The sequence below is a fragment of the Streptomyces sp. NPDC056580 genome (assembly GCF_042793175.1).
In the GTDB taxonomy this organism is placed as follows: Bacteria; Actinomycetota; Actinomycetes; order Streptomycetales; family Streptomycetaceae; genus Streptomyces.
Genome location: NZ_JBHTVE010000018.1, coordinates 100,721 through 126,060, shown reverse-complemented (window position 1 = coordinate 126,060; position 25,340 = coordinate 100,721). Strand labels below are relative to the sequence as shown.

Genomic DNA, 25,340 nt, shown 5'->3' with positions numbered 1-25,340 from the left:
TGTGCGGTGGGAAATCCTCATGCACGAACGATTCAGCGACGTGTGGATCTGCAAAGACTTCGGCCGCGCCACCACCGGCGTGGATCCCACCGAGCTGGGCCGGGCCGTCCTCGCGGCGTACCTCGCCGGTCGGGACAGCCGGGGCGAAACGTTCCGCGTCGTCGTCCGCGCCGACGACGTCGGCCAGTCCGTCATCACCCCCGGCCACCTGGCCGACCCCGCCTGGAAAGCGTCTCCGGCCATCTGCCAGGCACTGCCCGCCTACCTGCGCGACGCCCTCGCCTGAAGCCGGCGCGCCTGCATCAGCACGGCGGGGACGGCGTCGACGGCAGGCGTCGACGGGGAGCCTCTCCGCCGCGTTACCCGGTCGCCCCCAGGAGGACCACCCCGAAGCGGGGTACACGGCGCCCGGCCGCTGTGGACGGTGCGCTGCGCTCAGCCCGCCGCCCGCAGTCGGGCCTCGGCGCTCGCGGTCAGCCGGCGCGCTCGCGGCGAGCCCGAGCGGTCGGCCAGCGTGGCGAGGCGCCGGACGCTTTCCTCCCAGGCCGGACGGTGGGCACCGTCGTGCGCGGACAGCCGCCGGTAGGCCTCGGTCGCCACGGAGCAGGCCTCCACGGCGGCCCCGGGATCGGGCCCGTACGCGCCCCGGCCACCGGCCAGTTGCTCCGCGACCCGGCGCAATCCCGCGGCAAGAGCCTCCAACCGGCCGAGCGGCGCTCCTTCGAGCTCCAGCGCGAATGTCGCCCAGCGCAGGCACTCCTCGAGGTCACCTCGAATATTGAGGTGCAGCTCGCACAGCCGGAACACGGCATCCACGTGACCGGCCCCGGCGGCCAGGGTCCACCATGCGAGAGCGGCCTCGTCGTCGCCCCGCTCCTGGTGGAGCAGCCCGAGGTGGTACGCGGCGTATGCCTCGCCCGACTCCGCCGTGCCGCCGACCCGGTAGGTGGTGCCCGTCCCCGTCTCCTGCCCCGCCGGCGTCCTCACGTCGCCCTGTCCGGGCGTGCCGAGGCGCTCGGCGGCGCGCTTCCACAGCCGTTCCGCCTCTCCGGTCCGTCCGTCTGCCATGAGTAACGACCCCAGGTAGAAGGCGCCCTCCGCGCTGCCCGCATCGGCCGCCGTGCGCCACCAGCGCTCGGCCCCGGCCTGGTCGCCGGCTTCGTGACAGCGGTAACCCACGTGCACGGCCGCCTGGACGTCGCCCGCCTCGGCGGCGCGCGTGAACAGTTCGTCGGCCTCTCGGTGCCGGCCCTGCCGCTGGTAGAGGACAGCGAGGTTCTGGTCCGCGTTCGGGACGTTCCGCCTGCCGGCGAGCCGCCACAGCTCCTCGGCCTGCGCCTCGTCCCCCTGCTTCTCCCGTACGACGCCGAGGCCCACGGCCGCCGCCCAGTCACCTGTGTCCATGGCCCGGCGGTACCAGCGTTCGGCCGTGTCGAGATCGCCGCGCAGCATGGCCAGCACGCCGAGGTTGTTGTACGCGGCGGGGACACGGCGGGCGGCTGCCCTCTCGTACCAGTGCGCCGCGCCGTCCAGGTCTCCCATGTTCTGCGTGAGCATGGCCAGCAGGTAGGCGGCCTGTCCGCTGCCCGCTTCCGCCGCCGACCGGTAGGCCTCGGCGGCAGCGGGGAGATCACCGGCGTCGGCCAGGACGGCGGCGCGCCGGATGGTCTCGGCGGCGCCGGGCGGCTCGGGATCCGGGTCCGGCCGGGACGGGCTCTCCAGCACGCCCTGACCGTCCTGCGCCGTGTGGGACGCCAGTTGGAACGCGCGGACCGCTTCCGAGTCTGCCTGCCGTCCCTCCGGGTCCCTGGGGTCGTAGTGGTCGGGGAAGAGAGTGTGCACGGGCTGGGGTTCCGGTGCGGCGTCGGGGCTGAAGCGCGTCATGCCCGTCGTGGCGGTGACGGTGAGATCCCACCAGGGCCGCCAGACGCGCCCCGCGCACTCGATCTGCGCCGTCAGCCGCCACCGCACCCACCGCCCGTCGTCCGTGACGGGTGCGCAGGTCAGGCCGGCGCTCGCACCCGGTGCGGCGGTCAGCGGCAGGGCGGGATCCGCGCCGGCTTCCGCCAGCGCGGGCGCGGGTGAGGAGTCCAGCAGCACCACGACGTCGGGACTGCGCAGGCGCCGGTAGGCGCGGACCGCCCGCTGGGCGGACTCCAGCAGGTCGGCGCTCATGACCAGGTCGGGCATCCGTGGTCTTGCGAAGGAGATTCCGTCCGCGCGCAGCGGCAGGCGGTCCGTCACCTCGGCCCGCAGTGAGCGCAGCACGGCCTCGTCCCGGCCCGTCGCGGTCAGGGAGAGCAGGAGGTTGTGCCCGGTCAGCGGGATGTGCACCGCTTCGGGGGTGCCCAGGAGCCCGGGTGAGGCGATGTGCGCGATGTGGCTGTGCACGGCGACCCGTACCGTGAAGGGCGGGTCGTCCGGCAGCCCCTGTACGCGTACGGGGCGGACGGGCCGCGTCATCTCGTAGACGGACCGCTGCGAGCCGGGCGTGTCGTCCGCGCCGTCCTGCGCCCGCGGTGTCCGGGTGGAGGCGTCCTCTCCGCGTCCGGTGACCGTCTCCGGGGATTCCGGCGTACCGCGCTCCGGTTCCGTCGCCGGGCCCCGTCCGCGCCGTCCGTACCGGGCGAGGGCCGTCAGCACGGAGAGAGCCGACACCGCGATCACCGCCGCGTAGGGCGGCCAGGTGTGCACGTCCGTGGCGGCGAGGGCGGTGCCGCCGGCCGCTGCGGGAAGTGCCGCTGCCAGGGTGACCGCGCCGGCACGGCCCCGGCCCGGCGCCATCAGGCGCCGCTCGGCAGGCGTGCGGCGGTGCGGAACGCGTGGCCCTGGATGTCGACGCGAGTACTGCCCTGGCGGCCCCCGGAGACCCAGTCGAGCCACAGCAGCCACCGCACGAGGCCGCGTTCGGTGCTGACGAGGAGGTCGAGGACCTCGGACTCGTCCGCTGCTATCCGGTAGGGGAAGTCGGTCCCGGCAAGGGCGCGCACCTGCGGCGGGTCGGGGTCGAGGAGTATCTCGAAGCGCCGCACCGGCACCTCCGCCGCGTGCCGGGTGAGGTCACCGGGTGCCTCCTCCCGGGAGATCACCTCCGCCCTCAGCCCGGTCAGCACCACGGCCGAGGGCCCGGTCGAGGTCACGACGATCCGGACGGTGTGCCCGGCGGCCGGAACGTCGACGACGCGGTCGCCGAGGTCGAGTGTGACGTAGTCGTGGTTCCTGATCTCCGTGGCCACGGCCAACGGGGCGGCGTCGGCCGGTTCCCGCGCGGCCCGGCGCCGGGCCAGGGTCTGCTGGAGCTGCTGGGGTGCTTGCTGGCTGAGGTAGGCGGCTGTGGCTGCCGCGACGACACCGGCGGCCCAGGCCAGCGTCTGTCCGGGATCCCACAGCAGCGCGGCGCCCGCGACCGCGGCCGCTGCCCCGCCGGCCCCGGCCCACGCCAGGACGCGGCGCCGCCCGTCGGCTCTCGGCATGTGCCCCCCGCTCCCCCCGGATCCGCCGGTGCTCCGGCTCGATCCACTCCACGCCGTACTGCGTGTCGCTGGTCACATGATAGTCAAGTAGCGTGCTGTGCAGGCTGGTTGCGACTTTCAGCGGAGCGCCACTGCGTACGGCCGTGCGTCACCGGGGCGGGCATCGCCGGGCGGCGGAGGACTCGTCGCCGACGGCGGCCGGGCCTCGCGGACGTCAGCCGGATGCGGGTGCCGACGCGCCGGACGGTGTTGCGCGGTGGGCTTCGTCCTGCAGGAGGAGCAACGACAGGAGCGAGGCCACCGTGAGGCCCTGGCCCGCTTCCGTCGGATGGCGCAGGACCTTGGAGGGGTCGATGCGGTAGATGTTGCCGCGCCCCTGGCGGACGTGCGAGAGGTAACCGGCCTGCTCCAGATCCGCGATGATCTTCTGTACGGCCCGCTCGGTGATGCGGCAGCGAACGGCGATGTCGCGGACGCGCGCGTTCTGGTTGTCCGCGATGGCCGCGAGGACGCGCGCGTGGTTCGTCAGGAACGTCCAGCCGGTGTGTGACTCGGGTACCGCATCCATGTCCCAAGTCTACGGAGAGGACATGCACGCATTGAAAAGCACGTAGAATCTTTCGTGTATCAGTTGACGTGGGTTGTTATCTGAGGAACCGTTGTTCATACGGACCGCCGGAGCGCATGTGGGAGTGAGCCGTGCAGCCATCCTCTTACCGGGCCTCGTCCCTCATGGCGCCGGACTTCTCGTGCCCTGAGAGGGGTGGCGCCGGGAGGCCGCTGCCAAGCGGTCAGGCGGCCGTGCCGTCCGCACCGAGCGACAGCCGGATCCGGGTGACCGTGCACGGTGAACTCGACTTCGATACGGGCGACCAGGTCCGGGACCGACTGGACGAAGCCCTCGCCGCCTCAGCCGGCGGTGTCGAGCTGGACCTGAGCGGGCTCGACTTCTGTGACTGCGCCGGTCTGAGCGTGCTGCTGGAGCTGCGCCACCGGGCGCTAGGACAGGGCAAGACCGTCACCATCCGGGCCTCGAACCCCACGGCCGACAGACTGCTCGATCTCTTGGGAGCACGCGAACTGTTCTCACGGCAGCAATCGGGGGGCGTAGAACCGCGCCGCCCCACGGCCGCCACCCTGCCCTCACCGAAGCCGGCGTCGCTGCCCGGCGTCGGTCCGCAGCGTTCCCGGCTCGTGTCACTGGGCGCTTCCGGCTCCGCGTGAGCCGCGCGCCTCGCGGGCGCACCGCACTGTCGGTGACGCCTCGGCTGAACGTGTCCCAGCCGGCCGCCTCACAGCCCACGTCTTACGAATGCCTGCGCCCGATCCGAAGAGGGCGCCGTCTCACAAGGGCCTGCGTCCGAAGACGGCGCCGTCCGGGTCGTCGGCCAGCGCGATACGGGCGGTGATGCGTTTACCGACCGGCTCACGCTGGGCCTCGAAGCCCCGGGCGACGGCCATCACGATCTCCAGACCGTGCTGCCCCACTCGGCCGACGTCCGCCGCCCGGGCGATGGGCAGTACGGGATCCGAGTCCCACACCGCGACCTCGACCAGGTCGCCGGTGATCCGCAGGTCCAGCAGGACCGGCCCCGGAGCGTACTTGCGGGCGTTGGTGACCAGCTCGCTGACCACGAGCTGGGTGAGGTCCATGGCACGCTGCGACACGGGCAGCCCGTGTTCCGCCTGGACACGGGTGAGGAAGTCGGCGGCCAGCTTGCGGGCCCGGGCGATGACGGTGCCGTCCCCGTCCAGGGCCGCCGCGGTCTGGATGACCTGTTCGGCCGACGTCGAGACGTCGCCCTCCCCCACGGGCACCGGGGCCGACACGGCCGCCTTCGATACACGGTTCATTCCGCGCGGATACCCCCGCCCGCGAGGACCACGCCCGGTGTCTGCTGTCAGCTGCGCCCCACGGGGACACAGCCCGGTGCGCCCAGGAGACCCGTGCGCGGGCCGGTGTCCACACCGCGCCGGTGCCCGCGCCGACGACGCGGGCGCCGAGCCGTCAGGCGGGCTGGACGGTGATGGTGCAGAGGCGCTTGGTGGCCCGGGTCAGAGCTACGTACAAGTCCCTTTCCCCACCGGGGCGGTTCGTGATGATCTCCGCGGGGTTCATGACGACGACCCCGTCGAACTCCAGGCCGCGCGCTTCGGACGCCGGCACGATGCGTGCCTGATGAGCGATGCCCTGCGCCTCCAGCTCCCCCGCCCTGGTGTCCGCGCAGATCACTCCCAGGAGCTCGCCCGGGTGCGCGGTGCTCTGGGCGCGGAGTTCCTGGACGACGGCGGTGACCAACCCGTCCGCAGTTGTGGTCACGGTGCGAGGGCTCTCACCGCTTCGCAGTGACCGTGTGATCCTCTGGTCCGGAGCGATCCGCGTGAGCAGTTCCCGGACGCTCTCCAGGATCTCCTGGGTCGTGCGGTAGCTGACGGTCAGGTCGTGCAGCCTGAACCGCGGTCCGACATGGGGGCTCAGCGCTTGCTTCCAGTCGCGTGCTGTCGCGACCGGGCCTGCCTGGGCGAAGTCACCCACCAGCGTCATCGACCGCGACGGGCAGCGGCGGACGATCATCCGCCACTGCATGGCGGTCAGTTCCTGCGCCTCGTCGACGACGACGTGCCCGTACGTCCGCTCGGGGGGCCCGTCGACCAGGCTCGCCGCCTCGTCCAGCAACGGCACATCGGCATCGGTCCACGGGTCGTCCGGGCCGCGCGACAGAAGGGACCGCTCCTGCGCGGTCAGACGGGGCAGGCGCTCGGCGAGGGCGTCGGCGTTCGTCAGGAGCGCCTTCACGAGGTCACCGGCCAGCAGCCGTGGCCACAACGCCTCGACCGCCCGGTCGACGCCGGCATCGTCGAGGAGATCGGCTCGGATGGCGTCCAGGTCCAGCTGGTGGACCGGACCTGCGCCGGGCGCACCTTCGACACGGCGCTGGGCGGCTCCCGTGAACCGGTCGAGATTGAGACCCGTCATCCTTTCTGCATCGGCGTCGATCTGTTCCAGGAGGTCGCCCATGTCTCGTTGCATCGCCTCGGCGACGGCGTCGACCAGGAGTTCTTTGAACACCTGGCGCGCGGGGTTGTGCCCCTGTACGGCTGCCGCGGCGGCGTCGCGGGCCGCGGCGACTTCCCCGCCGGGGAGGTGAACCAGTTCCTGTCCGACCCGCACGGTGAAGTCACCGGCGGGGGCCTGGTGGGCGCGCAGCAGGCCGAGCAGGGCGTCGGCGAGGTCGGAACTTCCCTTGAGACGCGCCGTGTCGAGCGGGCCCGCCTCGTCCGGGGACACCCCGGCCAGTTCCCGGCAGGTCGCCATGACGACGTCGTTCTCTCCTAGCGAGGGAAGGACCTCGGAGATGTAGTCGAGGAACCGGGCGTTCGGGCCCACCACCAGAACGCCCTCCTCCGCGGCGCGCGGGAACGCGTACAGGACGTAGGCCGCCCGGTGCAGCGCGACCACCGTCTTGCCGGTGCCGGGCCCGCCCTGCACGACGGTCACCCCGCGGTGGGCGGAGCGGACGATCTCGTCCTGCTCGGCCTGCAGTGTCGCGACGGCGGCGTGCATCCTGCCGTCGCGCCGTGCCGACAGGGCCTCGGTCAACGGGCCGTCCCCCACGACGTCCTCGCCGGTCGGGGCGGTCCCGTCCAGCAGTTCGTCGCTCACCGAGGTGACCGTGCGCTGCTCGATGCGCAGGTGCCGGCGCCGCCGCAGGTCCATCGGGTGGACCGGTGTCGCCTCGTAGAAGGGCCGCGCCGCGTTCGCGCGCCAGTCCACGAGGAGAGGCAGCTCATCCTCCTCCGTCTGCAGCCCGATCCGCCCGATGCGCAGGGCCGTGCCATCCGTCCGGTCGATGCGCCCGAAGACCAGGCCCTTCTCGGCGCCCTCCAGTCGGACGATTTCCCGGGACAGACGCTCGGCGGCGATTTCCCTCTCGTATGCCTCACCGGCACTTTCCGCCGGGGCCTTCAGCACACTCGCGCGCTGTAGTCGCGCCTCGTTGATCCGTTCGGTGAGCAGCTCGTACAAGGAGGACACATAATCCTGCTCCGATTCGACCACACGCACGGCGGGATCATTAATTTCCGACAACAGGGGTCCCTTCCATTTCGAGCCAGACGAGGACGGCCATCAGGACGGTGTTCTCCGTCCAGATCGCGGCGAACACAACATGAGGATGGAGAGGACCAACCGCAGCCTGGACGTCGGCAACGCGAGAGGCGCGGTCATGAACACCTTCGGATATCGATCGACGGAAACTTGACCGAGTGGAACATAAGCAAACCCAACAACACTGTCAAGCTTGAGTTTTCTCGCGAAAACCATTGCGACCGAACGGACTTCATGCCTCTGCCGGATTTGCGGACTGAGCAGATTTGTGTCTCTGCCGGATTCGCGAGCTGGAATTTCACTTGCCTGTTCGGCACCAGGCGCCGGGGGCCGCCCATGAAGGCACGATCCAGGTGGTTCACGAGTTTCACCGAACCGGGATCGGACGTCGGCGGAAGCGGGCCGGCACAGCAGAACCTCTCAGCCGCGCACCTCTCAGCCGCTCATCTTGCCTCGGTGACCCACGTCACACCCGGCTGTTGTCAGTAATCGGAGCGCCGTCTCGTTCAGGGTGCACGCGAACGAGACAGGAGCAACGCCATGAAGCACCGGATCGTGGTACTCGGCGCCGGATACGCCGGCGCCTTCGCCGCCGGGAACCTGGCCCGCCGGCTCTCTCCGGCCGACACCGAGATCACCGTCGTCAACGCCGTGCCCGACTTCGTTGAGCGGATGCGGCTCCACCAGCTCGCGATCGGCCGCGACCTCGCGTTCCGCAAGCTCGCGGACGTGTTCGCGGGCACCGGGGTGCGGCTGCGCCTGGCGCGCGTCACCGGAGTCGACCCCGAGCGCAAGACCGTCGCCGTGACCGGTGAGGACGGCGACGGCGAGGTCGTGTACGACACTCTCCTCTACGCGCTCGGCAGCTCCGCAGCCCACCACGGCGTGCCCGGCGTGGCCGAGCACGCCTTCGATGTGACCGGCCAGTTCCCGGCGCTCCGTCTGCGTGAGCGCCTGGCAGGCCTGGACGGGGGCGGTACCGTGCTGGTCGTCGGTGAGGGACTGACCGGCATCGAGACCGCCACCGAATTCGCCGAGTCCCGGCCCGACCTCTCGGTCGCGCTCGCCGCCCGCGGCGAGCTGGGCGCCTGGCTCTCCCCGAGAGCCCGCCGTCACCTGCGCCAGGCTTTCGACCGACTCGGCATCACCGTCCACGAAGACGCCGGCATCCGAGCCGTCGAGCCGACCCGGGCGATCGCCGCCGACGGTACGTCAGTCCCAGCTGACGTGACCGTGTGGTCGGCCGGGTTCGCCGTACACCCCATCGCGGCCGCCAGCGGCCTGGAGGTCGCCGGGACCGGCCAGATCGTCGTCGACCGGACGATGCGCTCGCTTTCGCACCCGGACGTCTACGCCGCCGGTGACTGCGCCTACGCGATCGGCGACAAAGGCCGGCCGCTGCCGATGTCCTGCGCATCGGCGGGCTACACCGGCATGCAGGCGACCGCCGCCATCATCGCGCGCCTGACGGGCGGGGATGTTCCGGTCACCGGGTTGAAGTACTACGGCAACCACATCAGCCTCGGGCGGCGGGACGCGATATTCCAGATGGTGGACGGAGACGTCCGGTCGAAATCCTGGTACCTCGGCGGCCGGACCGCCGCACGGCTCAAGTCGGGCGTGCTGCGGGGGGCCGGGTGGAGCATCGCCCATCCGACCTTCGGGATGCCCAAGCGCAAGCGCCGCCTGGCCACCGCGCGTGACCGGGCCGGCGTGCGGGCCGCCGCATAGGCTCCGGCGCATGGACAGCCCAGCCATCGATCGGTTCGAGGCCGGCCGGGACCGGCTGGCCTCGCTGGCGTACCGTCTGCTCGGCTCGGCCGACGACGCCGAGGACGCCGTGCAGGACACGTTCCTGCGCTGGCAGGCCGCGGACCGGGAACGCGTCAGGATGCCGGAAGCGTGGCTGACCAAGGTCGTCACCAACATCTGCCTCGACCGGCTCCGCTCGGCGCGGGCGCGCCATGAGCGCGCCGCCGGCGACTGGATGCCCGAGCCGCTCCTCGAGGGCGACCCCATGCTCGGCCCGGCCGAAACCGTCGAGCAGCGCGAGTCGGTGTCCCTGGCCGTACTGACCCTCATGGAGCGCCTCTCGCCGGTCGAGCGGGCCGCTTACGTCCTGCACGAGGCCTTCTCGTACCCCCACGCCGAGATCGCCGGGATCCTCGACATCACCGAATCCGCGAGCCAGCAACATGTCCACCGGGCCCGACGCCGGGTCACCACCGAGCGCCGCGTCGGCGACGAGGTGGACCCCGCCGCCGCGCGCCGGATCGTCGAGGAGTTCCTCGCCGCGGCCACGTCCGGGCGTACCGAACGGCTGGTGGCGCTGCTCACCGCCGACGCGACCGCGGTGTCGGACGGCTTCGGACCGGCCAGGCGGTTGCTGCGGTTCACCACCCGCGAGCGGGTCGCCTCCTACGTGCGGGCGGGCTTCACGCCCACTGCGGCGAAGCGGCGGCTGGCCGGGGGCTCCCCCGCGATGCACGTCGCGCTGGTCAACGGCTCCCCGGCCGTCCTCGCCGTGACCGACGACGGGGTCGTGGGCATCGTGGTGTTCGAAGTGGGCGACGGCATGGTCTCGTCCCTGCGCGGGATCGCCGCCGCGGACCGACTCGCGCGCCTCAACGAGGCCTGGCGGCAGCACGAACCCGACCCTCCGGTCGTCAGCGCGTGGTGACCGGGGCCTCCGGAATCCAGCGGCCCGAGCCGGGGCCAGGACGGCGCCCTTGCCGGCGTCGATGCCCGCACACGAGCGCGGACTTCCCGCGAGACCTCAGGGCTTTCGGGTGAGCGGTTGTGCGTGCGGTCGTCAGCGTGCGAATTTCTCGATGGCAGCGGGGGTGACGGGGGTGAAGAAGTTGACGAGGTTGCCGTCGGGGTCACGGAACAGCAGCGACCGGTTGCCCCAGGGCATCGTGGTGGGCTCGTTGACGAAGTCGGTGACGAAGCCGGTCAGGTTCTGGTGTACGCGGTCCACGTCGTCGACGAGGAACTCGGTGATCACGCTGTGGTTGGCAGCCGGACGGGCAGAGCCAGGGGCGAACAGCGGGACCGTGCGGGTGCCGGCGAGTGCGAGGGTGGCGCCCGCGGTCCTGAGTTCGGCGAAGTCCTCCGTGGCCCACGTCGCCCGCACCCCCGTGGCTCGCTCGTAGAAGTCGACGAGGCGCGCTACGTCGCTGGTGATGATGCGGATCGAGACGAAGTCCACGGGAATCTCCTGGGCTGTGCTGGAGGCGGGAAGCGGGCACGACGCAGGCTAGGAGAAATAGTGGACAGAATCGGTCCTGTATTCGCGTTAGCCTGCTGGCATGCCTGGACCCACCGGCCGCGTGCTGACACTCCTGGAGCTGCTGCAGTCGGGCGGTACCCGGACGGTGGCCGAACTCGCCGACCGGCTCGGCGTCGAAGGTCGCACCGTGCGCCGGTACGTGGACCAGCTGATCGACCTGGACGTGCCGGTGGAATCGGTGCGCGGCCGCTACGGCGGCTACCGCCTCGCCCCCGGCTACCGCCTGCCGCCGCTCATGCTCAGCGACGACGAGGCGCTGGCCGTGCTGCTCGGCCTGGTCGCCGGCCGCCGAACAGGGTTGACGACGACGCAGAACACGGCAAGCGAGACGGCACACGCGAAGATCCGGCGGGTGCTGCCCAAGCACCTCGCCCGCCGGCTCGACACACTCCTGGAAGCTCTCGCCTTCACGGAACAGCCCGGCGAGTTCGACACCCCGGACGCCGGGGTCCTGCTCACGATCGCCGATGCGGTACGCCACCACCGACCGGTCTCGATCCGCTACACCGACCGCGACGGACGGCGCAGCGAACGCACGCTGCACGCGTACGGGATCGTCGCCCATGCGGGCCGGTGGTACGTCACCGGCGAGGACGCCCGGATCGGCGAGGACCGAACGTTCCGGCTCGATCGCGTCGCAGACGCGCGGACGCTGCCCGGCACATTCGAAGCGCCCGTCGGTCCGGATCCGGCACAGCGCCTGCTGACGGCGTTCGCCACGGCCGAGTACCGGCACCAGGTGACCTTGCGGATCCACGGGACGGTCGAGCATATCCGCGCCCACCTTCCGGCCGGCGTCGCGAGCCTGGAGGAGCACGAGCCCGCGGCCGGCCAGGAGGACCGGACGGCCGGACGCTGGCTGCGTGTCGAGCTGCGGGCGCAGCGGCTCGACTGGCTGCCTCCGGTACTCGCCTCCCTGGACCGGCCGTTCGTCATCGAGCGCCCCGACGAACTGCGCGACCTGGTCGTCGCGCTCGCCGATCGCCTCACGTCCTACGCCCGCCGAGCCTGACCGCGACGGTCTCCGGGTCACCGGTCAGCCGTTCGTATGCCCTGAACGCTACGAGCGGCGCCCTTGGATCCGGAGGGTCCTGCCGCATCGGCCGGCGTTCACCCGCTCCTCGTCCCCGCCGAGGGGGATACGGCCAGTCGGGCGGTGATCTCCTCTGCGGTCAGCACGAGGGCGAATACGCCAGTCGGTGTCGGCGTGCCGGGGGGGAACCGCAGGGTGCGGCCGGTCCAGACCGGGACGGGTGCCGTCGACGATGGTGAGGATCACCGGGACGGCTGCGGTCCGGCGTTCTTCGGCCGGGCCGGTCGGCGCCACGGCGCAGGGCGGCGTCCGGGGCCGTGAGGACGTACGGCCGGTCACGACTGCGGCGGGGCCTGACGGTCGCCTTCCTTGATCGACTGCTCGATGGTGTAGGCGGTCTCGGTGAACGCCTCGACCTGATCCGCCGTCAGGTTCCTCACGGAGAGCCTCTCCAGGGCTCGCCACATGTCGGCGATGGGTTCACGCATGGCGTGACCCGCGTCGGTGAGCCGGACGACCATGACCCGGCGGTCGTGTTCGGCCGGTTCCCTGGTGAGGAGTCCGGCCTCCTGCATGCGGCGCAGCGACTTGGAGACGGTGGAGTGGTCGAGGCCGACGCTCTCCAGCAGTTCGGACTGGGTCTGGCCGTCGCGGTCGAAGAGCTGCATCAGCAGCAGCTCCTGTCCCGGGTGCAGGTTCATGGCGCGGAGCATGGCGGCGGCGTGGCCGCGATGGGCGCGGGCCAACTGGAACACGGCATAGCTGAGGCTGCCGTCGCGCGCCGTGCTGGGAGGCCGGGTAACGGGGTCGGTCATCGCTTCTCCTCAGGCGTCGTGGCGGGCGGGGTAGTCGGTGTACCCGGTCTCGCCGCCGCTGTAGAAGGTGGCCGGGTCGGGCGTGTTCAGCGGCGCCTGGGAGCGTACCCGCCCGACGAGGTCGGGGTTTGCCAGGGCCGCCATGCCGACGGAGACGATGTCGGCGCGGCCGTCGGTGAGGTCCTTGGCGCGCGTGGCCAGGTCGGCGCCGGGGCGGTTCAGCACGAGCGTGCCCGGCCACAGCGACCGGAGGGCGTCCAGGAGCTGTTCGTCGCCGGAGTGGACCAGGTGCAGGTATGCCAGGTCCAGTGGCGCGAGGGCGTTCAGCAGTGCCGGGTAGAGCTCGTGGCTGTCGTCCTCGCGGATGTCGTTGTAGGGGTTCTCCGGAGACAGGCGGATGGCGGTCCGGCCGGCGCCGATCTCGTGGGCGACGGCAGCGGCGACCTCGGCGGCGAAGCGGATGCGGCCCTCGACGGAGCCGCCGTAGCGGTCGGTGCGTTCATTGGCGTTGGTGGACAGGAACTGGTGGACGAGGTAGCCGTTGGCGCCGTGGATCTCCACGCCGTCCGCGCCGGCCTCGACGGCGCCCGCGGCGGCACGGCGGAAGTCCTCGACCGTCGTGGCGATCTCACGGGTGGACAGGGCCCGGGGCCGGGGCATCTCCTTGGGCCCGGAGGCGGTGAACATCGTGCCGGCCGGGCGCACCGGGGAGGGCGCCACCGGCTGCCGCCCGTGCGGGGTGTTGTCGGGGTGCGCGATCCGCCCGACGTGCATCAGTTGCACCACGATGCGCCCGCCGGCCGCGTGCACGGCGTCGGTGACCTTGCGCCACCCGGCCACCTGCTCGGCGGTGTGGACGCCGGGTGTCAGCAGGTAGCCCTGCCCGTCGGCGGAGGGCTGGGTGCCCTCGGTGACGATGAGCGCCATCGACGCCCGCTGGGCGTAGTACTCGGCGTTCAGTTCGGTGGGCACGCCCTGAGCGGTGCTGCGGTTGCGTGTCATCGGGGCCATGGCGAGCCGGTGCGGCAGGTGGATGTCCCCGGCGCGGGCGGGCTGCCACAGGGCGTTCAGGTCGGTGGCGGACACGAGGGCCTTCCTTCGGTACGGAGCGGGACGCGGAGAGGGTCGTGCGGGTGCGGCAGGCCGGAAGAGGGCGAGCCTGCAGACCCGGCCCCGGTTCTGTGCGGCCCTGCGCGCGGAATCGGGGCGGGCCTGCAGGAGGATCGTCCGATGGTGGGCCGGCGGGTCAGCCGACGGTGAGGACGAGCTTTCCCCGGCTGTGGCCGGCGTCGCTGGCCTGCTGCGCCGTGGCCGCGTCGGCGAGCGGGTGGACCGCGCCGACCGTCGTCACCAGCTCGCCGGCGGCGGCCAGCCGGGCGAGTTCGGCCAGGCGGGCGGCAGAACGCCGCTGCGGGCCCTCGGCGAAGACGACGCCGAGTTCACCGGCCCGGAAGTCGGCGGTGGTGACGATCCGGTCGGTGCCGCCGCGCAGCGTGATGGAGTCCTCGAGCGCGCCCTTTCCCGCGGCGTCGAACACGGCGTCCACGCCCTCCGGTGCGACAGCGCGCACCCGCTCGACCAGACCCTCGCCGTAGACCAGTGCGGTGGCTCCGAGGGAGGTGACGTGATCCTGGTTGGCCGGTCCGGCGGTGCCGATGACGCGGGCGCCGCGGGCGACCGCCAGTTGCACGGCGATGGTGCCGAGCGCGCCGGAAGCGCCGTGGATCAGCAGCGTCTCGCCGGCCTTGACGTCGAGCAGGTCCAGGACCCGCTCGGCGCCGTCGCTCGCCACGGGCAGCGCGGCGGCGTGCGTCCAGTCGAGACCGGCCGGCTTGGGGGCGAGGACGGCCGCGGTGGCCAGCGCGTACTGGGCGTAGGCGCCGGTGTCCGACCAGCCCAGTACCTCGTCACCCACCTTGAGCCGGTCGACGCCCTCACCGAGGGCGTCGACGACCCCCGCGATCTCCCCGCCGGGGATGGCGGGCAGCGTGGTGGGGAAGATGGCCTCCATGATCCCGGAGCGGATCTTGCCGTCCACCGGGTTGACGCCGACCGCCCGGACGCGGACGCGAACCTGGCCGGGGCCCGGCTCGGGGATCTCGGCGTCCACCTCGTGCAGGACCTCGGTACCGCCGAACGTGTCGAAAACGATGGCCTTCATGACTGCTGTCTCCCTCGGTGAACCGATCCGACGACCCGTTATGTGGCCGACCACGTAAACGTAGCACGCATTAGGTGGCTAGCCAAGTATTGGAGTCGGGTGCGCCCGGCAGGGACACCCGGCCGACCCCGGCCGACCGTCGCCGCCCATGACTCCCGCATACACACAGGGGTCCCGGCCAATGAGGGCGACAGAGGCAGGGGGCGACAGCCGGGACTACGTCGCCGGCCGCCCCGCGGAGGCCGGCGACGCGTCCTTCATCCCGCGACTGCGGCCTCGTCGAGCAGGGCGGTGGCCATCGAGACCGCCAAGCCGTCCAGGGGGCGCCCCTGTACGACGCTGAAGGAGTTCGCCCCGTCGAAGACGACCGTGAGGCGCTGGGCCAGCGACGCGGGATCGGACGCTCCGCCGGCCTCGGCCTCACGCCGGAAGTAGGCGGTCAGCGCGTCCTTGTGACGGCGGGCGGCCCGGCTCGCCGGGTGATCGGGGGACTTGAGTTCCACGGCGGCGGCGACGAACGGGCAGCCGTGGAAGCCCACGCCCGCGGACAGCGCCTCAAGACGCCGGAAGACGTGGAGGATCCGCTCCCGGGGCGGCCGGCCGTCGTCGGCGTCCGGCAGCAGGGCCGCGCGGTGGGTGGCGGCCGAGCGCTCCAGACTCGCGGCGATGACTTCGTCCTTGGTCCCGAACAGCTGGTACATCGAACGCTTGGACACCCCCGCCGCGCGGCACAGCGCCTCGACTCCGGCGTGCACCCCTTCCCGGTAGAAGAGTTCCGCCGCGGCGTCGAGGAGCCGGTCACGAGTGGAAGGCACTGCCGCAGCCGCGGTGGGGGCGGGGGTCGCTTCGGTCATGCGCCCAGCCTACGGCTCCGTTTGCCACACGGAAAACGATCGGTTTACAGTTACTGGAAACCGATCGGTTTCCTCCAGCTCTCCAGAACGGTCTCCCGACATGACTGACATCAAGGACTCGGTGGCCCTCGTCACCGGCGGCAGCCGCGGCATCGGCAAGGAGCTGGTGGAACAGCTCTACGAGCGCGGCGCGAGCAAGGTCTACGCCACGGCCCGCGACCCGCGCACCGTGACCCACCCCGACGCCGTGCCGCTGGCACTGGAGGTCACCGACCCGGCTTCCGTGGCCGCCGCGGCCGAGCAGGCGCAGGACGTCACCATCCTGATCAACAATGCCGGTGCTTCGGTCGGCGGCTCGCTCCTGGAGACTCCCCTGGCGGACGTGCGTCGCGACTTCGAGATCAACTTCTTCGGTCCCCTCCTGGTCACCAGAGCCCTCGCACCAGCCATCGAGCGCAACGGCGGCGGCCACATCCTCAACATCCACTCCGTACTGTCCTGGATCGGTCTCACCGGCTCCTACAGCGCCTCCAAGGCCGCGCTGTGGCAGCAGAGCAACTCCCTGCGCCTTGAACTGCGGCCGCGAGGCATCACGGTCACCGGTCTGCACGTCGGCTACGTCGACACCGAACTGGCCGCGGACGTGGACGCACCGAAGACCAGCCCGCGCGATGTCGCCGTACAGGCGCTCGACGGTATCGAGCAGGGCGCCTTCGAGGTCCTCGCCGACGACATCACCCGACAGGTCAAGGCCGGACTGGCAGCGGACCCGGCCGAGCTGTACCGCCAGTTCATGGCGGCCTGACCGCCCCCGCAGGCGTCCGACCCCCGCCGCTGCCGCAGACCGCTTCCGGGAAACCGAGGTGCCCGGGCGGGTGCCGGCCGGGTAGCGTGCGGGCCATGTCGAGTCCTGAGTCGGACAGGGTGGGGGCTTTCGGTCACGCCGTCAGCCCCCTGAACCACTGAGTTCGTAGCCCCGCCGTCGCGCCGCGTTCCACGACCGGACGAGGGCGCCCTGGGGCTGGCCGCGGTGACGAGATGACCTTCTCGTGCTTCTCCTCACCTCGGAGCCACTCGATGCCTCTCTCCCTATACCTGCTTGCCGTGGCGGTCTTCGCCATGGGCACCTCGGAGTTCATGCTCGCCGGCCTCTTGCCGGACATCGCGTCAGATCTGCACGTCACGGTCGGGACAGCCGGCGCTCTCACGTCGGCCTTCGCGATCGGCATGGTGGCCGGGGCCCCGCTCATGGCGGTACTCGCCCGCCACTGGCCTGCCCGGTCGAGCCTGCTCGGGTTCGTCCTCGTGTTCCTGGCAGCCCACACCGCGGGCGCTGCCACGTCGAGCTTCGCGGTCCTGTCCGCGACCAGGGCCGTCGCAGCACTCGCGAACGCCGGATTCCTCGCCGTGGCCCTGACGACCGCCGCCGCGCTCGTCCCGCCCGGCAGGAAGGGACGGGCGCTGGCCGTGCTGCTGTCGGGTACCACGGTGGCCACGATCGCCGGGGTCCCGGGCGGAGCGGTCCTCGGCACGCTGCTCGGCTGGCGGGCCACGTTCTGGGCCGTCGCCGCCCTTTGCCTGCCCGCGGCCGTCGGCGTCCTCACTGGGATCCCAGCGTCTCGTGTGAAGCCGGACGATCGCGACGGGCCGACCTTGCGCACCGAGCTGGCACAGCTCAGGAGGCCGCGGCTGCTCCTGGTGATGCTGCTGGGCGCGCTGGTGAACGCGGCCACCTTCGCGAGCTTCACCTTCTTCGCACCCGTGGTGACCGGCACCGCCGGGCTGGGCGAGCTGTGGGTCTCCGTGGCTCTGGTCCTGTTCGGCGGCGGTTCGTTCGTCGGCATGAGCGCTGCCGGCCGGCTGTCCGACCAGCGCCCCGGACTGGTTCTGGTGGTCGGCGGCCCGCTGCTGCTCGCCGGCTGGCCGGCCCTGGCGCTGCTGGCCGACGAGCCGGTCGCTCTGCTTGCCCTGGTGTTCGTGCAGGGGGCCTTGTCGTTCGCGCTGGGCGGCACGCTGATCACGAGGGTCCTGTACGAGGCGGCGGACGCCCCCACGATGGCCGGCGCCTACGCGACCGCCGCACTCAACGTCGGCGCGGCCCTCGGACCACTCGTCGCCGCGACCACCCTGCGCACCGCCTTCGGGGACCTCGGGCCGCTCTGGACGAGCGGGCTCCTGGTCGCATTCGCACTGCTGGTCGCGTTCCCCCTGCGCACCGTGGTCGCGGACGGCCGGAGTACCGAGACGGTGCGGTGACACGCGTGCTGACGCGGGCACGCCCGGGACGCCTCCGCACTCAGGCCGGGTCGGCGGCCAGTGCGGAGTACGGGTGCACCTCGATGCGCATGGGCGGTCGGCGAGGAGTCCGATGATCTCGTCGCGCAACTCGTCCGCGGGAGGGCTGTTCTCGCAGGCGTCCTTGGCCTCGTGGCTGCGGACGGGCATCACGCGCAGCGCCCACATCGAGACCGTGGTGCAGGCGTGGAAGCAGTCGAGCGATGAGTTTCCGGACGGCCGGAAGTCTGTCGTCAGGAGACAGCATCACACCCGCGCCGGTTCGGAAGAGGCCCGCTGATGAGCGATCTGCACAACAGCCTGCGACGGCACGTCGACCACGGGACGGTTCCCGGGGCCGTGGGGCTGGTGGCACGGGGGGACGACGTCGAGGTGGTGGCCGTCGGGTCGGTGGACGCCGACGGCTCCGCGCCGATGACCCGTGAGTCCCTCTTCCGCATCGCCTCGATCACCAAGCCGATCGTCGCCGCCGCTCTGCTCACGCTGGTGGAGGACGGCGCCGTCGGCCTGGCCGATCCGGTGGCCGAGTGGCTGCCCGAACTGGAGAAACCGGTGGTGGTGCGCACGCCCGGCGGACCGGTGGACGACGTGGTCCCGGCCGTCCGCCCCATCACCGTCGAGGACGTGCTGAGCTCGCGGCCGGGCTGGGGCTTCCCCGCCGACTTCACGCTCCCCGCCGTCCGCGCGCTCTTCGAGGTGCAGAGGGACGGCCGCGCCCCGCAGTCCATGCCCGACCAGGACACCTGGCTGGCGGCCCTGTCCCGGGTCCCGCTGCTGCACCAGCCCGGAGAGGCCTGGCTGTACAACACGGCCTCCGACCTGCAGGGGGTGCTGATCGCCCGGGTCTCCGGCCGCCCCCTGCCCGACTACCTGACGGAACGGCTGCTGGAGCCGCTGGGGATGGCGGACACCGGCTTCATGGTGCCGCCGGAGAAGCGGGACCGCTTCACGTCCGCCTACCGCCCCGACGGCGCGGGCGCGCTGGTGCGGACGGACACCCCGGACGGCGTGTTCGCGAGCGCGCCGCGCTTCGCGTCCGGCGCGGGCGGACTGGTGTCCACGGCCGACGACTGGCTGGCGTTCGCCCGGATGCTGCTGAACGGCGGCGAGGCGAACGGCCGCCGTCTGCTCACGTCCGCCTCCGTGGACCGGATGACCACCGACCACCTCACCGCGGCCCAGCGCGACGCGGGCACGCTCTTCCTGGAGGGCCAGGGCTGGGGCTACGGCGGCCAGGTCGACGTCACATCCTCCGCGCCCTGGAACGTCCCCGGCCGCTACGGCTGGGTCGGCGGCACCGGCACGGCGGCCCATCTGATCCCTTCCACCGGGACGGTGACGATCCTGCTGACCCAGGTGGCCATGGAGAGCCCCACCCCGCCCCGGTTGATGCGGGACTTCTGGCGCTCCACGGCGGGGGCCTGAAGCGCCGCGGGTGCCGCAGGACAGGGGCCGCCGGCATCGCGAGCATCGGGGTGTTCTGACACACGGGCGTCCGGGTAGACGTGCGTGGCCTGCCGACGTGGTGAGCAAGCGGGGTCGACGCGACACCGGTCCGCTCGGGCGCGGCGCACCCCGGCCGGCCGGCATCTCGCGGTCCTCCAGGAATCCATCAGCCGATGGGGACCGTGGGGTTGGCAAACCCTGTTGATGCGTCAATCATCTTGTCATGAACCTGCGGTCTGTCGGACGGGTCGCGCCTGCAAGGCCGCGGGCGCTTTCAGCGCGGTACGACCAGGACCGGGGAAGCACGGAAAGGGACGTGGGATGGCGGGCATGAACGCAGCGGGCAGCACGGACGGCGGCATCGGGCGTCGCACCCTCCTGCGCGGCGCGGCAGGCTGGTCGGCGGCTGCCGGGATGGCACTCGCCGTCGGCGCGGGGACGGCGGGCACGGCGTCGGCGTACGGCTGGACGCGCACGCTCCAGCAGGGCATGAGCGGTGCCGACGTGACGGAACTGCAGGTGCGCGTCGGCGGCTGGGCCGCACCCAGCGCCCAGCAGACGTACGTCGCCTGGGACGGCGCCTTCGGACCGGGCACCGAGAGCGCGGTCCGACGGTTCCAGTCCGCGTACGGCCTGACGGCGGACGGTGTCGTCGGACCGCAGACGCAGAGCGTGCTGAACAGCCTGGAAAGCGGCGACGGTTCCTCCGCGCACTTCGACTGGAGCGAGTTCTACTCCAATGACGGCTCGGGGTTCAGCGGCGGCAAGGTGAGTGCCACGCAGGTCAAGGAGAACGTGCGCCGCCTGATGTACAAGCTGGAGGCGGTGCGCAAGAAGGCCGGCAACACCTCGATCACCATCAACTCCGGCTTCCGCAGCATCGCCCACAACTCATCGGTGGGCGGCGCCTCGAACAGCATGCACGTCTACGGGGTCGCCGCGGACATCGTGGTCGCGGGTCACACCACACTTCAGGTGTACAAGATCGCCGAGACCTGCGGCTTCTCCGGTCTGGAGGCCTACAGCCACTCGTGGCAGCACGTGGACAGCCGGGTGCAGTACTCCTCGTACGGCTCCGGCTCCTGGTGGTGGGAAAGCGGCGTCGTGTGACCCTTTCGCGGCCCCTGCGTCGACGAGCGCGCACAGGGCGTCAGGGGCCGGCCGCCACAGGCGCGATCGGCCTCTGGGCCGTCACGGGTTGCCGGTCGTCGCCCAGGCGACGAGCTGGAGGATCACGCCGTTCGGGTCGGTGACCTGGAAGAGGCGCTCACCCCACGGCTCCTCGCGCAGCGACATGGTGATGGGGACGCCTTCACCCCGCAGTCGCTCGTACTCGGAGTCAAGATCAGCCACGGTGAACGCGATGATCACGCCCGCCGCACGCTGGTCCCTGAATCCGTCGGGCAGGACCTCGGTGCCGCGCCGCAGAAAGATCACATTGACGGCGTCCTCTCGGACCAGGGAGGCGAAGCCTTCGGCGGCCGCGGCCTGCTGGAAACCGAAGTGCCTGGCCAGGAAAGCGGCGGAGGCAGGAACGTCGTCGACGGTGAGGGAGACGGCGGTGGACGCGATCTTCATGGATTCCCCTGAGTCAGAGATCTATCTCCGTACGCTGTACTATATACAGCGTACGGGGAAAAGGAGGCGTGCGGAACCACCCCGCAGCCGCCAGGGGAACGGACAGGGCGCATGGCGAAGGAACGAAGCGGAACGGACGACCCAGCCCGCACCCTGGAACTGCTGTGGCGCGAGCCCGGGCAAGGCGGCCCCCGGCGCGGCCCCAAGCAGGGCCTGACGGTCGACGCCGTCGTCCGGGCGGCCACCGAGCTCGCCGACTCCGGCGGGCTGGACGTCCTGACCATGCGCAGCGTCGCCCAGCGGCTGGGCGTCACGCCAATGACGCTGTACACGTACGTCCCGGGCAAGGCGGAGCTGCTCGACCTCATGCTGGACGCCGCCTATCTGCAGATGCCGCGCACCGATCACACGGCCGTGCCGTGGCGTACGAGGGTGGAGGCCGTCGCGCACGAGAACCGCGACCTGTACAGGCGCCACCCCTGGGTGGCGGCCCTGCCCACCACGCGCCCGCCGCTCGGTCCCGGGCTCATGACCAAGTACGAGCACGAACTGGCGGCGTTCGACGGCCTCGGACTCGACGATGTCGAGATGGACGCGGCCCTCACCTTCCTGCTCGGCTTCGTCCAGTCCGTCGCCCGTGCCGAGCTCGACGCCCGGGCCGCCCGCGACAGCCCCATGTCCGACGAGCAGTGGTGGGCCGTCAACGCGCCACTGCTGGCCAGGGTCTTCGATCCCACCCGGTTCCCCCTCGCAGCCCGGGTCGGGAGCGCCGCGGGGGCAGCCCACCAGAGCGTGTACAGCCCTGAACACGCCTTCGACTTCGGGCTGCAACGCGTCCTGGACGGCCTCACCCGCCTCATCGTGGACAGGTCCCGGTAGCGGCCTGCGCCGTCGCTGGGCGCTGTTCTCACCACCGGGTGCACGGGCCCGCCGGGGCGAAGCGCTCCTGAGGAGTTCCTCGGGCCGTACGGCGCGCCCGTGTTCGCAGGGAACCCGGTCAGCTCTCCCCCGGCACCGCCATCTCACCGAGGCGCGACCAGTCGTCCTGAGGGACGGTCACATTGACGATGCGGGGTGTCTCCGCGAGGTGGCGTGGCAGAGTCGCGCAGGCCGTGCGGAAGTGGTCGGAGCCGACGTGCGCCGCGCCGGCGTCGTCGTCGCGGAACGCCTCGATCAGCACGTATTCCGTCGGGTCGTCGACGCTGCGGGACCACTCGAACCACAGGCAGCCCGGTTCGGCGCGGGTGGCCCGGGTGAACTCCCCGGTGATCTCGGGCCAGGCGTCGGCGTGCTCGGGCAGGACACGGAACTTCGCGGTGATGAAGATCATCGGTTCTCCTCACAGACGGTGTGTGTGCCCGGTGGCCCGGGCTCTTGCGGGGGCGCCGTTCAGGGGACGAGGATCGCGCGGCCCCGGACCCGGCCCGCGTCCAGGTCGGCCAGGGCGTCCTGGAAGCGGTCGAGCGGATAGCGGGTGGTGTGCAGGCGGACCCGCCCCTGGGCGACGAGAACCATCAGCTCGCGCAGGTCGTTGTAGGAGCCGACGAGGTTGCCGATGAAGTTGATCTCGCTGGAGACGATGTCGATGGTCGGCACGTCGATGTTCTCGCCGTACCCGACGACGTGGTAGTCGCCCGCGCGGCGCAGCATGCGCACCCCGTCCCGGGTGGCGCCGCCCTCGCCGACGAAGTCGATCACCACTTCCGCTCCCCCGCCGCCGGTCAGCTCCAGCACCTGCTCCACGTGTCCCCCGTCGGCGACGACGCCGTGGTCGGCGCCGATGGAGCCGGCCAGCTTCACCGCGTCGGGGTTGCGGTCGACGACCACGGTCTCGGCGGCCGTCAGTGCTTTGAGCACCTGCACGCCGATGTGCCCGAGCCCGCCCGCGCCGATGACCACGCAGCGGTCGCCGGGCCGCAGCTTCCGGGCCGCCTTGGCCACGGCGTGGTACGCGGTGAGGCCGGCGTCGGCGAGGGCGGCGACGTCGGCCGGCTCCAGGGATTCGTCGATGCGGATCACGCTGCGCGCGGAGGTCTTCAGGTACTCGGCATAGCCGCCGTCCGTGTCGATGCCGGGAAAGAGGCTCTGCTCGCAGTGGACGTCGTCACCGGACCGGCACGCCCGGCACAGTCCGCAGGTGATCAGCGGGTGGACGATGACCTTGTCGCTCTCCGCGACGTTGGTGACCGCGCTGCCCACCGCGTGCACCCAGCCGGCGTTCTCGTGCCCGATCGTGTACGGCAGCGTCACCCCGGACTTCTGCGCCCACTGCCCTTCCAGGATGTGCAGGTCGGTCCGGCAGACGCCGGCGCCGCCGATCCTGACGACCACGTCGTACGGGCCGGTGACCGAGGGCTCCGGCACGTCGGTCATCTCGGGGTCGCGGCCGTAGCCGACGACCTGGACTGCTTTCACGAGGCCTTCTCCTTGGGCGGCGCGGCGGGCCGCGGATCCGTGGCCCGGGGGGACTGGTCGGCGGCGGACTGCGGATAGCGGGTCCGCAGCAGACCGCGGCAGAAGTGGGCGTTGCCGTCGAGCGAGATGCGGATCGCGCGGGCGAACCGCACTCGCAGCGGGATCTCGTCCGGGGCGAAGGGGCGCCCGTCGTCGTCGACGAGGAGGGGCTCCGCAGGCGCCGTGCCGAGACCGAGGGCCGCGCGCCGGCGCAGCAGCGCCCTGGTCGCCGAGGTGTCGGGCAGGTCGCCGAGCACCACCTCGGGCAGATGCTCCTCGGTGAGTGAGGGATCTTGCCGCAGAAGCACGGTGAGGGCCCGCTCCATCGCCGCGGCGTGGGCCTTGCGCCGGAAGACGAGCCGCAGCTCCTCCAGGCTCTCCTCGGCCTCGGCGCCGAACGTGCCCCGGTACCCGGCGTCGGCCGCCAGGCCGCGGTTGATCAGGTCGGAGTCGTGATGGTCGTCGAGCAGGACCGTGACCCGGCCGGCGTCCGGCAGGGCGGCCAGGACGTCCTTGGCGTCCGAGGCCATGAGGTAGGCGAAGTTCGGGGAGCAGAAGGACGTGGGCAGCCGCAGGTGCACCGTCAGCCCGCGGCCGGGGCCAGCCTCGACCGAGCGGACGAAGCCGAGGTCGGTGATCGGTTCGTCCAGTTCCGGGTCGAGGACCGCGTGCAGTGCCTTCCTGGCCCGCTGCTCCAGCGTGCCGGCGGGCATGTCACACCTCCGTGGGCTGCGCCGCGACGGAGGCGGCCCCGGCCGCACCGGCGGCCTCGCCGGCGGCCGGGCCCGGGGCGGTGGGCGCCGCTTCGGCCTCGGCGGGCACCGGGATGCCGTACATGGCCGCCGCGTTCAGGCCGAGGATCTTCTTCTTCTGTCCGACGGTGATCGGGGCGTACTCGTCCTGCATGTCCTCGGGTATCTGGAAGTCGACGAACCGTTCGATCAGCCACCGGGGTGTCCACAGCGCGTAGTCGCTCGAGAACTGGATGCGGTTCTCGTCCAGCCAGTACAGCAGCTCCCCGATGATCTGCGCGAAGTAGCGGCGGCGGGTGTGGATGAACGGCATGGCGACCGCGAGTCCGGCGTGCACGTTGGGCTCCTGGGTGGCGATCCAGCAGAAGTCCTCCAGCCGGGGCAGCCCGCAGTGCTCGACGACGAAGTTCAGCTCGGGGAAGTCCGTCGCGGCCTTGTCGACGTCCGCGACGTCGAAGGCGTCCCGGTCCAGCGGGCGGATCGTCGGCCCTTTGTGGAGGTGGATGTTCTTGATGCCCAGTTCCTGGGCCAGCTCCAGGTAGCGGTAGGACCACGGGTCGTCCAGCTTGTAGCCGCGTGAGTCGCCGTGCCACTCCGCGGTGTAGAGCTTGGCCCCCTTGAGCTGGAACCGGTCGGCATCGCGCCGCAGCTGATCGAGGCCCCGCTCCTCGTACCGGGGGTCCCAGCAGTGGTTGTAGGTCAGCTTGTCGGGGTGCTGCCGGGTCAGCGCGAAGGCCTCTTCCGTCTGCCCGAAGCCGGTGCGGTAGAAAGCGCTGAGCAAGGCGGGCTGGAAGATCGCGTGGTCCACGTACCCGTCGGCGAAGAGGTCCTTCATCAGCCGCTGCCCGCCGTAGTAGAGGTACTCCTCGTACGGCCACACCTCCGACTCGGGGCTCAGGTTGCGGTGGTAGTCGTAGAAGCAGTCGATGAACTGCTTGCCGTGGATGTTGAGCTGGTTCTCTGGGCGTGCGTCCCACAGCGCGATGTGCGCGTCCACGATGAAGTACTTCTCGCCGTCCTTGCTGTACACGCCGGCCTCCCGTCCCTCCGAATGCCTCGTGCCACAAAAACGACGTTAG

The 25,340-nt window shown here is 71.6% G+C and carries 26 protein-coding genes; 11 read left to right on the top strand and 15 right to left on the bottom strand.

Annotation, left to right across the window (positions count from 1 at the left end; translation table 11 throughout):
- The first annotated feature begins 19 nt into the window (after positions 1-19).
- Positions 20-286: a hypothetical protein gene (locus ACFQ9Z_RS33360; RefSeq protein ID WP_383028426.1), complete on the top strand. Its 267-nt coding sequence runs from the start codon at positions 20-22 to the stop codon at positions 284-286.
- Between the two features lie 149 nt (positions 287-435).
- Here ACFQ9Z_RS33360 and ACFQ9Z_RS33355 read toward each other — a convergent pair whose 3' ends face one another.
- From ACFQ9Z_RS33355 to ACFQ9Z_RS33345, 3 genes are all read right to left on the bottom strand, one after another.
- Positions 436-2,784, bottom strand: a complete 2,349-nt coding sequence (locus ACFQ9Z_RS33355; protein ID WP_383028423.1) for a tetratricopeptide repeat protein — start codon at positions 2,782-2,784, stop codon at positions 436-438.
- Entirely contained in the window at positions 2,784-3,473 is a 690-nt protein-coding gene (locus ACFQ9Z_RS33350) for a hypothetical protein (RefSeq protein WP_383028419.1), read from the bottom strand. The genes ACFQ9Z_RS33355 and ACFQ9Z_RS33350 overlap by 1 nt, the downstream gene beginning before the upstream one ends.
- 214 nt (positions 3,474-3,687) lie before the next feature.
- Complete coding sequence (locus ACFQ9Z_RS33345; protein ID WP_383028416.1) at positions 3,688-4,041, bottom strand: helix-turn-helix transcriptional regulator; 354 nt, start codon at positions 4,039-4,041, stop codon at positions 3,688-3,690.
- Between the two features lie 233 nt (positions 4,042-4,274).
- Between ACFQ9Z_RS33345 and ACFQ9Z_RS33340 the strand changes: the two genes are divergently transcribed.
- Complete coding sequence (locus ACFQ9Z_RS33340; protein WP_383028411.1) at positions 4,275-4,697, top strand: STAS domain-containing protein; 423 nt, start codon at positions 4,275-4,277, stop codon at positions 4,695-4,697.
- A 120-nt stretch (positions 4,698-4,817) separates the two neighbouring features.
- Here ACFQ9Z_RS33340 and ACFQ9Z_RS33335 read toward each other — a convergent pair whose 3' ends face one another.
- Together ACFQ9Z_RS33335 and ACFQ9Z_RS33330 are read right to left on the bottom strand one after the other, a co-directional pair.
- Positions 4,818-5,327, bottom strand: coding sequence for an ATP-binding protein (locus tag ACFQ9Z_RS33335; RefSeq protein ID WP_383028408.1), 510 nt, complete (start codon positions 5,325-5,327; stop codon positions 4,818-4,820).
- 154 nt (positions 5,328-5,481) lie between these two features.
- Positions 5,482-7,509, bottom strand: a complete 2,028-nt coding sequence (locus ACFQ9Z_RS33330) for a HelD family protein (protein ID WP_383028498.1) — start codon at positions 7,507-7,509, stop codon at positions 5,482-5,484.
- Positions 7,510-8,121: 612 nt separating this feature from the next.
- Between ACFQ9Z_RS33330 and ACFQ9Z_RS33325 the strand changes: the two genes are divergently transcribed.
- Both ACFQ9Z_RS33325 and ACFQ9Z_RS33320 read left to right on the top strand, forming a co-directional pair.
- Positions 8,122-9,312, top strand: coding sequence for an NAD(P)/FAD-dependent oxidoreductase (locus ACFQ9Z_RS33325; protein ID WP_383028405.1), 1,191 nt, complete (start codon positions 8,122-8,124; stop codon positions 9,310-9,312).
- 10 nt (positions 9,313-9,322) lie between these two features.
- Positions 9,323-10,261 carry a sigma-70 family RNA polymerase sigma factor gene (locus ACFQ9Z_RS33320; RefSeq protein WP_383028400.1) on the top strand — a complete coding sequence of 313 codons (939 nt, stop codon included), beginning with the start codon at positions 9,323-9,325 and terminating at the stop codon, positions 10,259-10,261.
- A 132-nt stretch (positions 10,262-10,393) separates the two neighbouring features.
- On the opposite strand, the gene ACFQ9Z_RS33315 is transcribed toward ACFQ9Z_RS33320, so the two are convergent.
- The gene (locus tag ACFQ9Z_RS33315) at positions 10,394-10,792 is read right to left on the bottom strand and encodes a VOC family protein (protein ID WP_383028395.1); all 399 of its coding nucleotides are present in this window, start codon (positions 10,790-10,792) and stop codon (positions 10,394-10,396) included.
- Between the two features lie 100 nt (positions 10,793-10,892).
- Here ACFQ9Z_RS33315 and ACFQ9Z_RS33310 point away from each other — a divergent pair, with 100 nt between their 5' ends.
- A complete protein-coding gene (locus ACFQ9Z_RS33310) occupies positions 10,893-11,885 on the top strand; it encodes a helix-turn-helix transcriptional regulator (RefSeq protein WP_383028391.1) in 993 nt (330 codons plus the stop codon).
- A 356-nt stretch (positions 11,886-12,241) separates the two neighbouring features.
- On the opposite strand, the gene ACFQ9Z_RS33305 is transcribed toward ACFQ9Z_RS33310, so the two are convergent.
- From ACFQ9Z_RS33305 to ACFQ9Z_RS33290, 4 genes are all read right to left on the bottom strand, one after another.
- Positions 12,242-12,721, bottom strand: coding sequence for a MarR family winged helix-turn-helix transcriptional regulator (locus ACFQ9Z_RS33305; protein WP_383028388.1), 480 nt, complete (start codon positions 12,719-12,721; stop codon positions 12,242-12,244).
- 9 nt (positions 12,722-12,730) lie between these two features.
- Positions 12,731-13,792, bottom strand: a complete 1,062-nt coding sequence (locus ACFQ9Z_RS33300; RefSeq protein ID WP_383028495.1) for an alkene reductase — start codon at positions 13,790-13,792, stop codon at positions 12,731-12,733.
- A gap of 175 nt (positions 13,793-13,967) precedes the next feature.
- The gene (locus tag ACFQ9Z_RS33295) at positions 13,968-14,882 is read right to left on the bottom strand and encodes an NADP-dependent oxidoreductase (RefSeq protein ID WP_383028380.1); all 915 of its coding nucleotides are present in this window, start codon (positions 14,880-14,882) and stop codon (positions 13,968-13,970) included.
- Between the two features lie 257 nt (positions 14,883-15,139).
- Positions 15,140-15,736, bottom strand: a complete 597-nt coding sequence (locus ACFQ9Z_RS33290; RefSeq protein WP_383028377.1) for a TetR/AcrR family transcriptional regulator — start codon at positions 15,734-15,736, stop codon at positions 15,140-15,142.
- A gap of 100 nt (positions 15,737-15,836) precedes the next feature.
- On the opposite strand from ACFQ9Z_RS33290, the gene ACFQ9Z_RS33285 reads away from it, so the two are divergent.
- The 5 genes from ACFQ9Z_RS33285 to ACFQ9Z_RS33265 all read left to right on the top strand — a co-directional run bounded on the left by ACFQ9Z_RS33285 (position 15,837) and on the right by ACFQ9Z_RS33265 (position 20,587).
- Positions 15,837-16,541, top strand: coding sequence for an SDR family oxidoreductase (locus ACFQ9Z_RS33285; RefSeq protein ID WP_383028374.1), 705 nt, complete (start codon positions 15,837-15,839; stop codon positions 16,539-16,541).
- Positions 16,542-16,813: 272 nt separating this feature from the next.
- Positions 16,814-17,992 (top strand): Cmx/CmrA family chloramphenicol efflux MFS transporter, encoded by a 1,179-nt coding sequence (locus ACFQ9Z_RS33280; RefSeq protein WP_383028371.1) that lies wholly within the window; start codon positions 16,814-16,816, stop codon positions 17,990-17,992.
- A 112-nt stretch (positions 17,993-18,104) separates the two neighbouring features.
- A complete protein-coding gene (locus ACFQ9Z_RS33275; protein ID WP_383028368.1) occupies positions 18,105-18,311 on the top strand; it encodes a hypothetical protein in 207 nt (68 codons plus the stop codon).
- Positions 18,311-19,456, top strand: a complete 1,146-nt coding sequence (locus ACFQ9Z_RS33270) for a serine hydrolase domain-containing protein (protein WP_383028365.1) — start codon at positions 18,311-18,313, stop codon at positions 19,454-19,456. The genes ACFQ9Z_RS33275 and ACFQ9Z_RS33270 overlap by 1 nt, the downstream gene beginning before the upstream one ends.
- Positions 19,457-19,807: 351 nt before the next feature.
- Complete coding sequence (locus ACFQ9Z_RS33265; protein ID WP_383028362.1) at positions 19,808-20,587, top strand: D-Ala-D-Ala carboxypeptidase family metallohydrolase; 780 nt, start codon at positions 19,808-19,810, stop codon at positions 20,585-20,587.
- A gap of 81 nt (positions 20,588-20,668) precedes the next feature.
- Here ACFQ9Z_RS33265 and ACFQ9Z_RS33260 read toward each other — a convergent pair whose 3' ends face one another.
- On the bottom strand, positions 20,669-21,055 hold the full coding sequence (locus tag ACFQ9Z_RS33260; protein WP_383028357.1) for a VOC family protein: 387 nt from the start codon (positions 21,053-21,055) through the stop codon (positions 20,669-20,671).
- Between the two features lie 111 nt (positions 21,056-21,166).
- Between ACFQ9Z_RS33260 and ACFQ9Z_RS33255 the strand changes: the two genes are divergently transcribed.
- Positions 21,167-21,934, top strand: a complete 768-nt coding sequence (locus ACFQ9Z_RS33255) for a TetR/AcrR family transcriptional regulator (RefSeq protein WP_383028351.1) — start codon at positions 21,167-21,169, stop codon at positions 21,932-21,934.
- Positions 21,935-22,052: 118 nt separating this feature from the next.
- Here ACFQ9Z_RS33255 and ACFQ9Z_RS33250 read toward each other — a convergent pair whose 3' ends face one another.
- Genes ACFQ9Z_RS33250 through ACFQ9Z_RS33235 form a run of 4 tightly spaced genes read right to left on the bottom strand, consistent with a single transcriptional unit; the run spans position 22,053 to position 25,291 of the window.
- Entirely contained in the window at positions 22,053-22,385 is a 333-nt protein-coding gene (locus ACFQ9Z_RS33250; protein ID WP_383028345.1) for a putative quinol monooxygenase, read from the bottom strand.
- A gap of 59 nt (positions 22,386-22,444) precedes the next feature.
- Positions 22,445-23,470 carry an NAD(P)-dependent alcohol dehydrogenase gene (locus ACFQ9Z_RS33245; RefSeq protein WP_383028341.1) on the bottom strand — a complete coding sequence of 342 codons (1,026 nt, stop codon included), beginning with the start codon at positions 23,468-23,470 and terminating at the stop codon, positions 22,445-22,447.
- Positions 23,467-24,222: an iron-sulfur cluster assembly protein gene (locus ACFQ9Z_RS33240; protein ID WP_383028330.1), complete on the bottom strand. Its 756-nt coding sequence runs from the start codon at positions 24,220-24,222 to the stop codon at positions 23,467-23,469. Before ACFQ9Z_RS33240 ends, ACFQ9Z_RS33245 begins: the two co-directional genes overlap by 4 nt.
- 1 nt (position 24,223) lies before the next feature.
- Positions 24,224-25,291, bottom strand: coding sequence for an amidohydrolase family protein (locus ACFQ9Z_RS33235; RefSeq protein ID WP_383028322.1), 1,068 nt, complete (start codon positions 25,289-25,291; stop codon positions 24,224-24,226).
- Positions 25,292-25,340 lie beyond the last annotated feature (49 nt).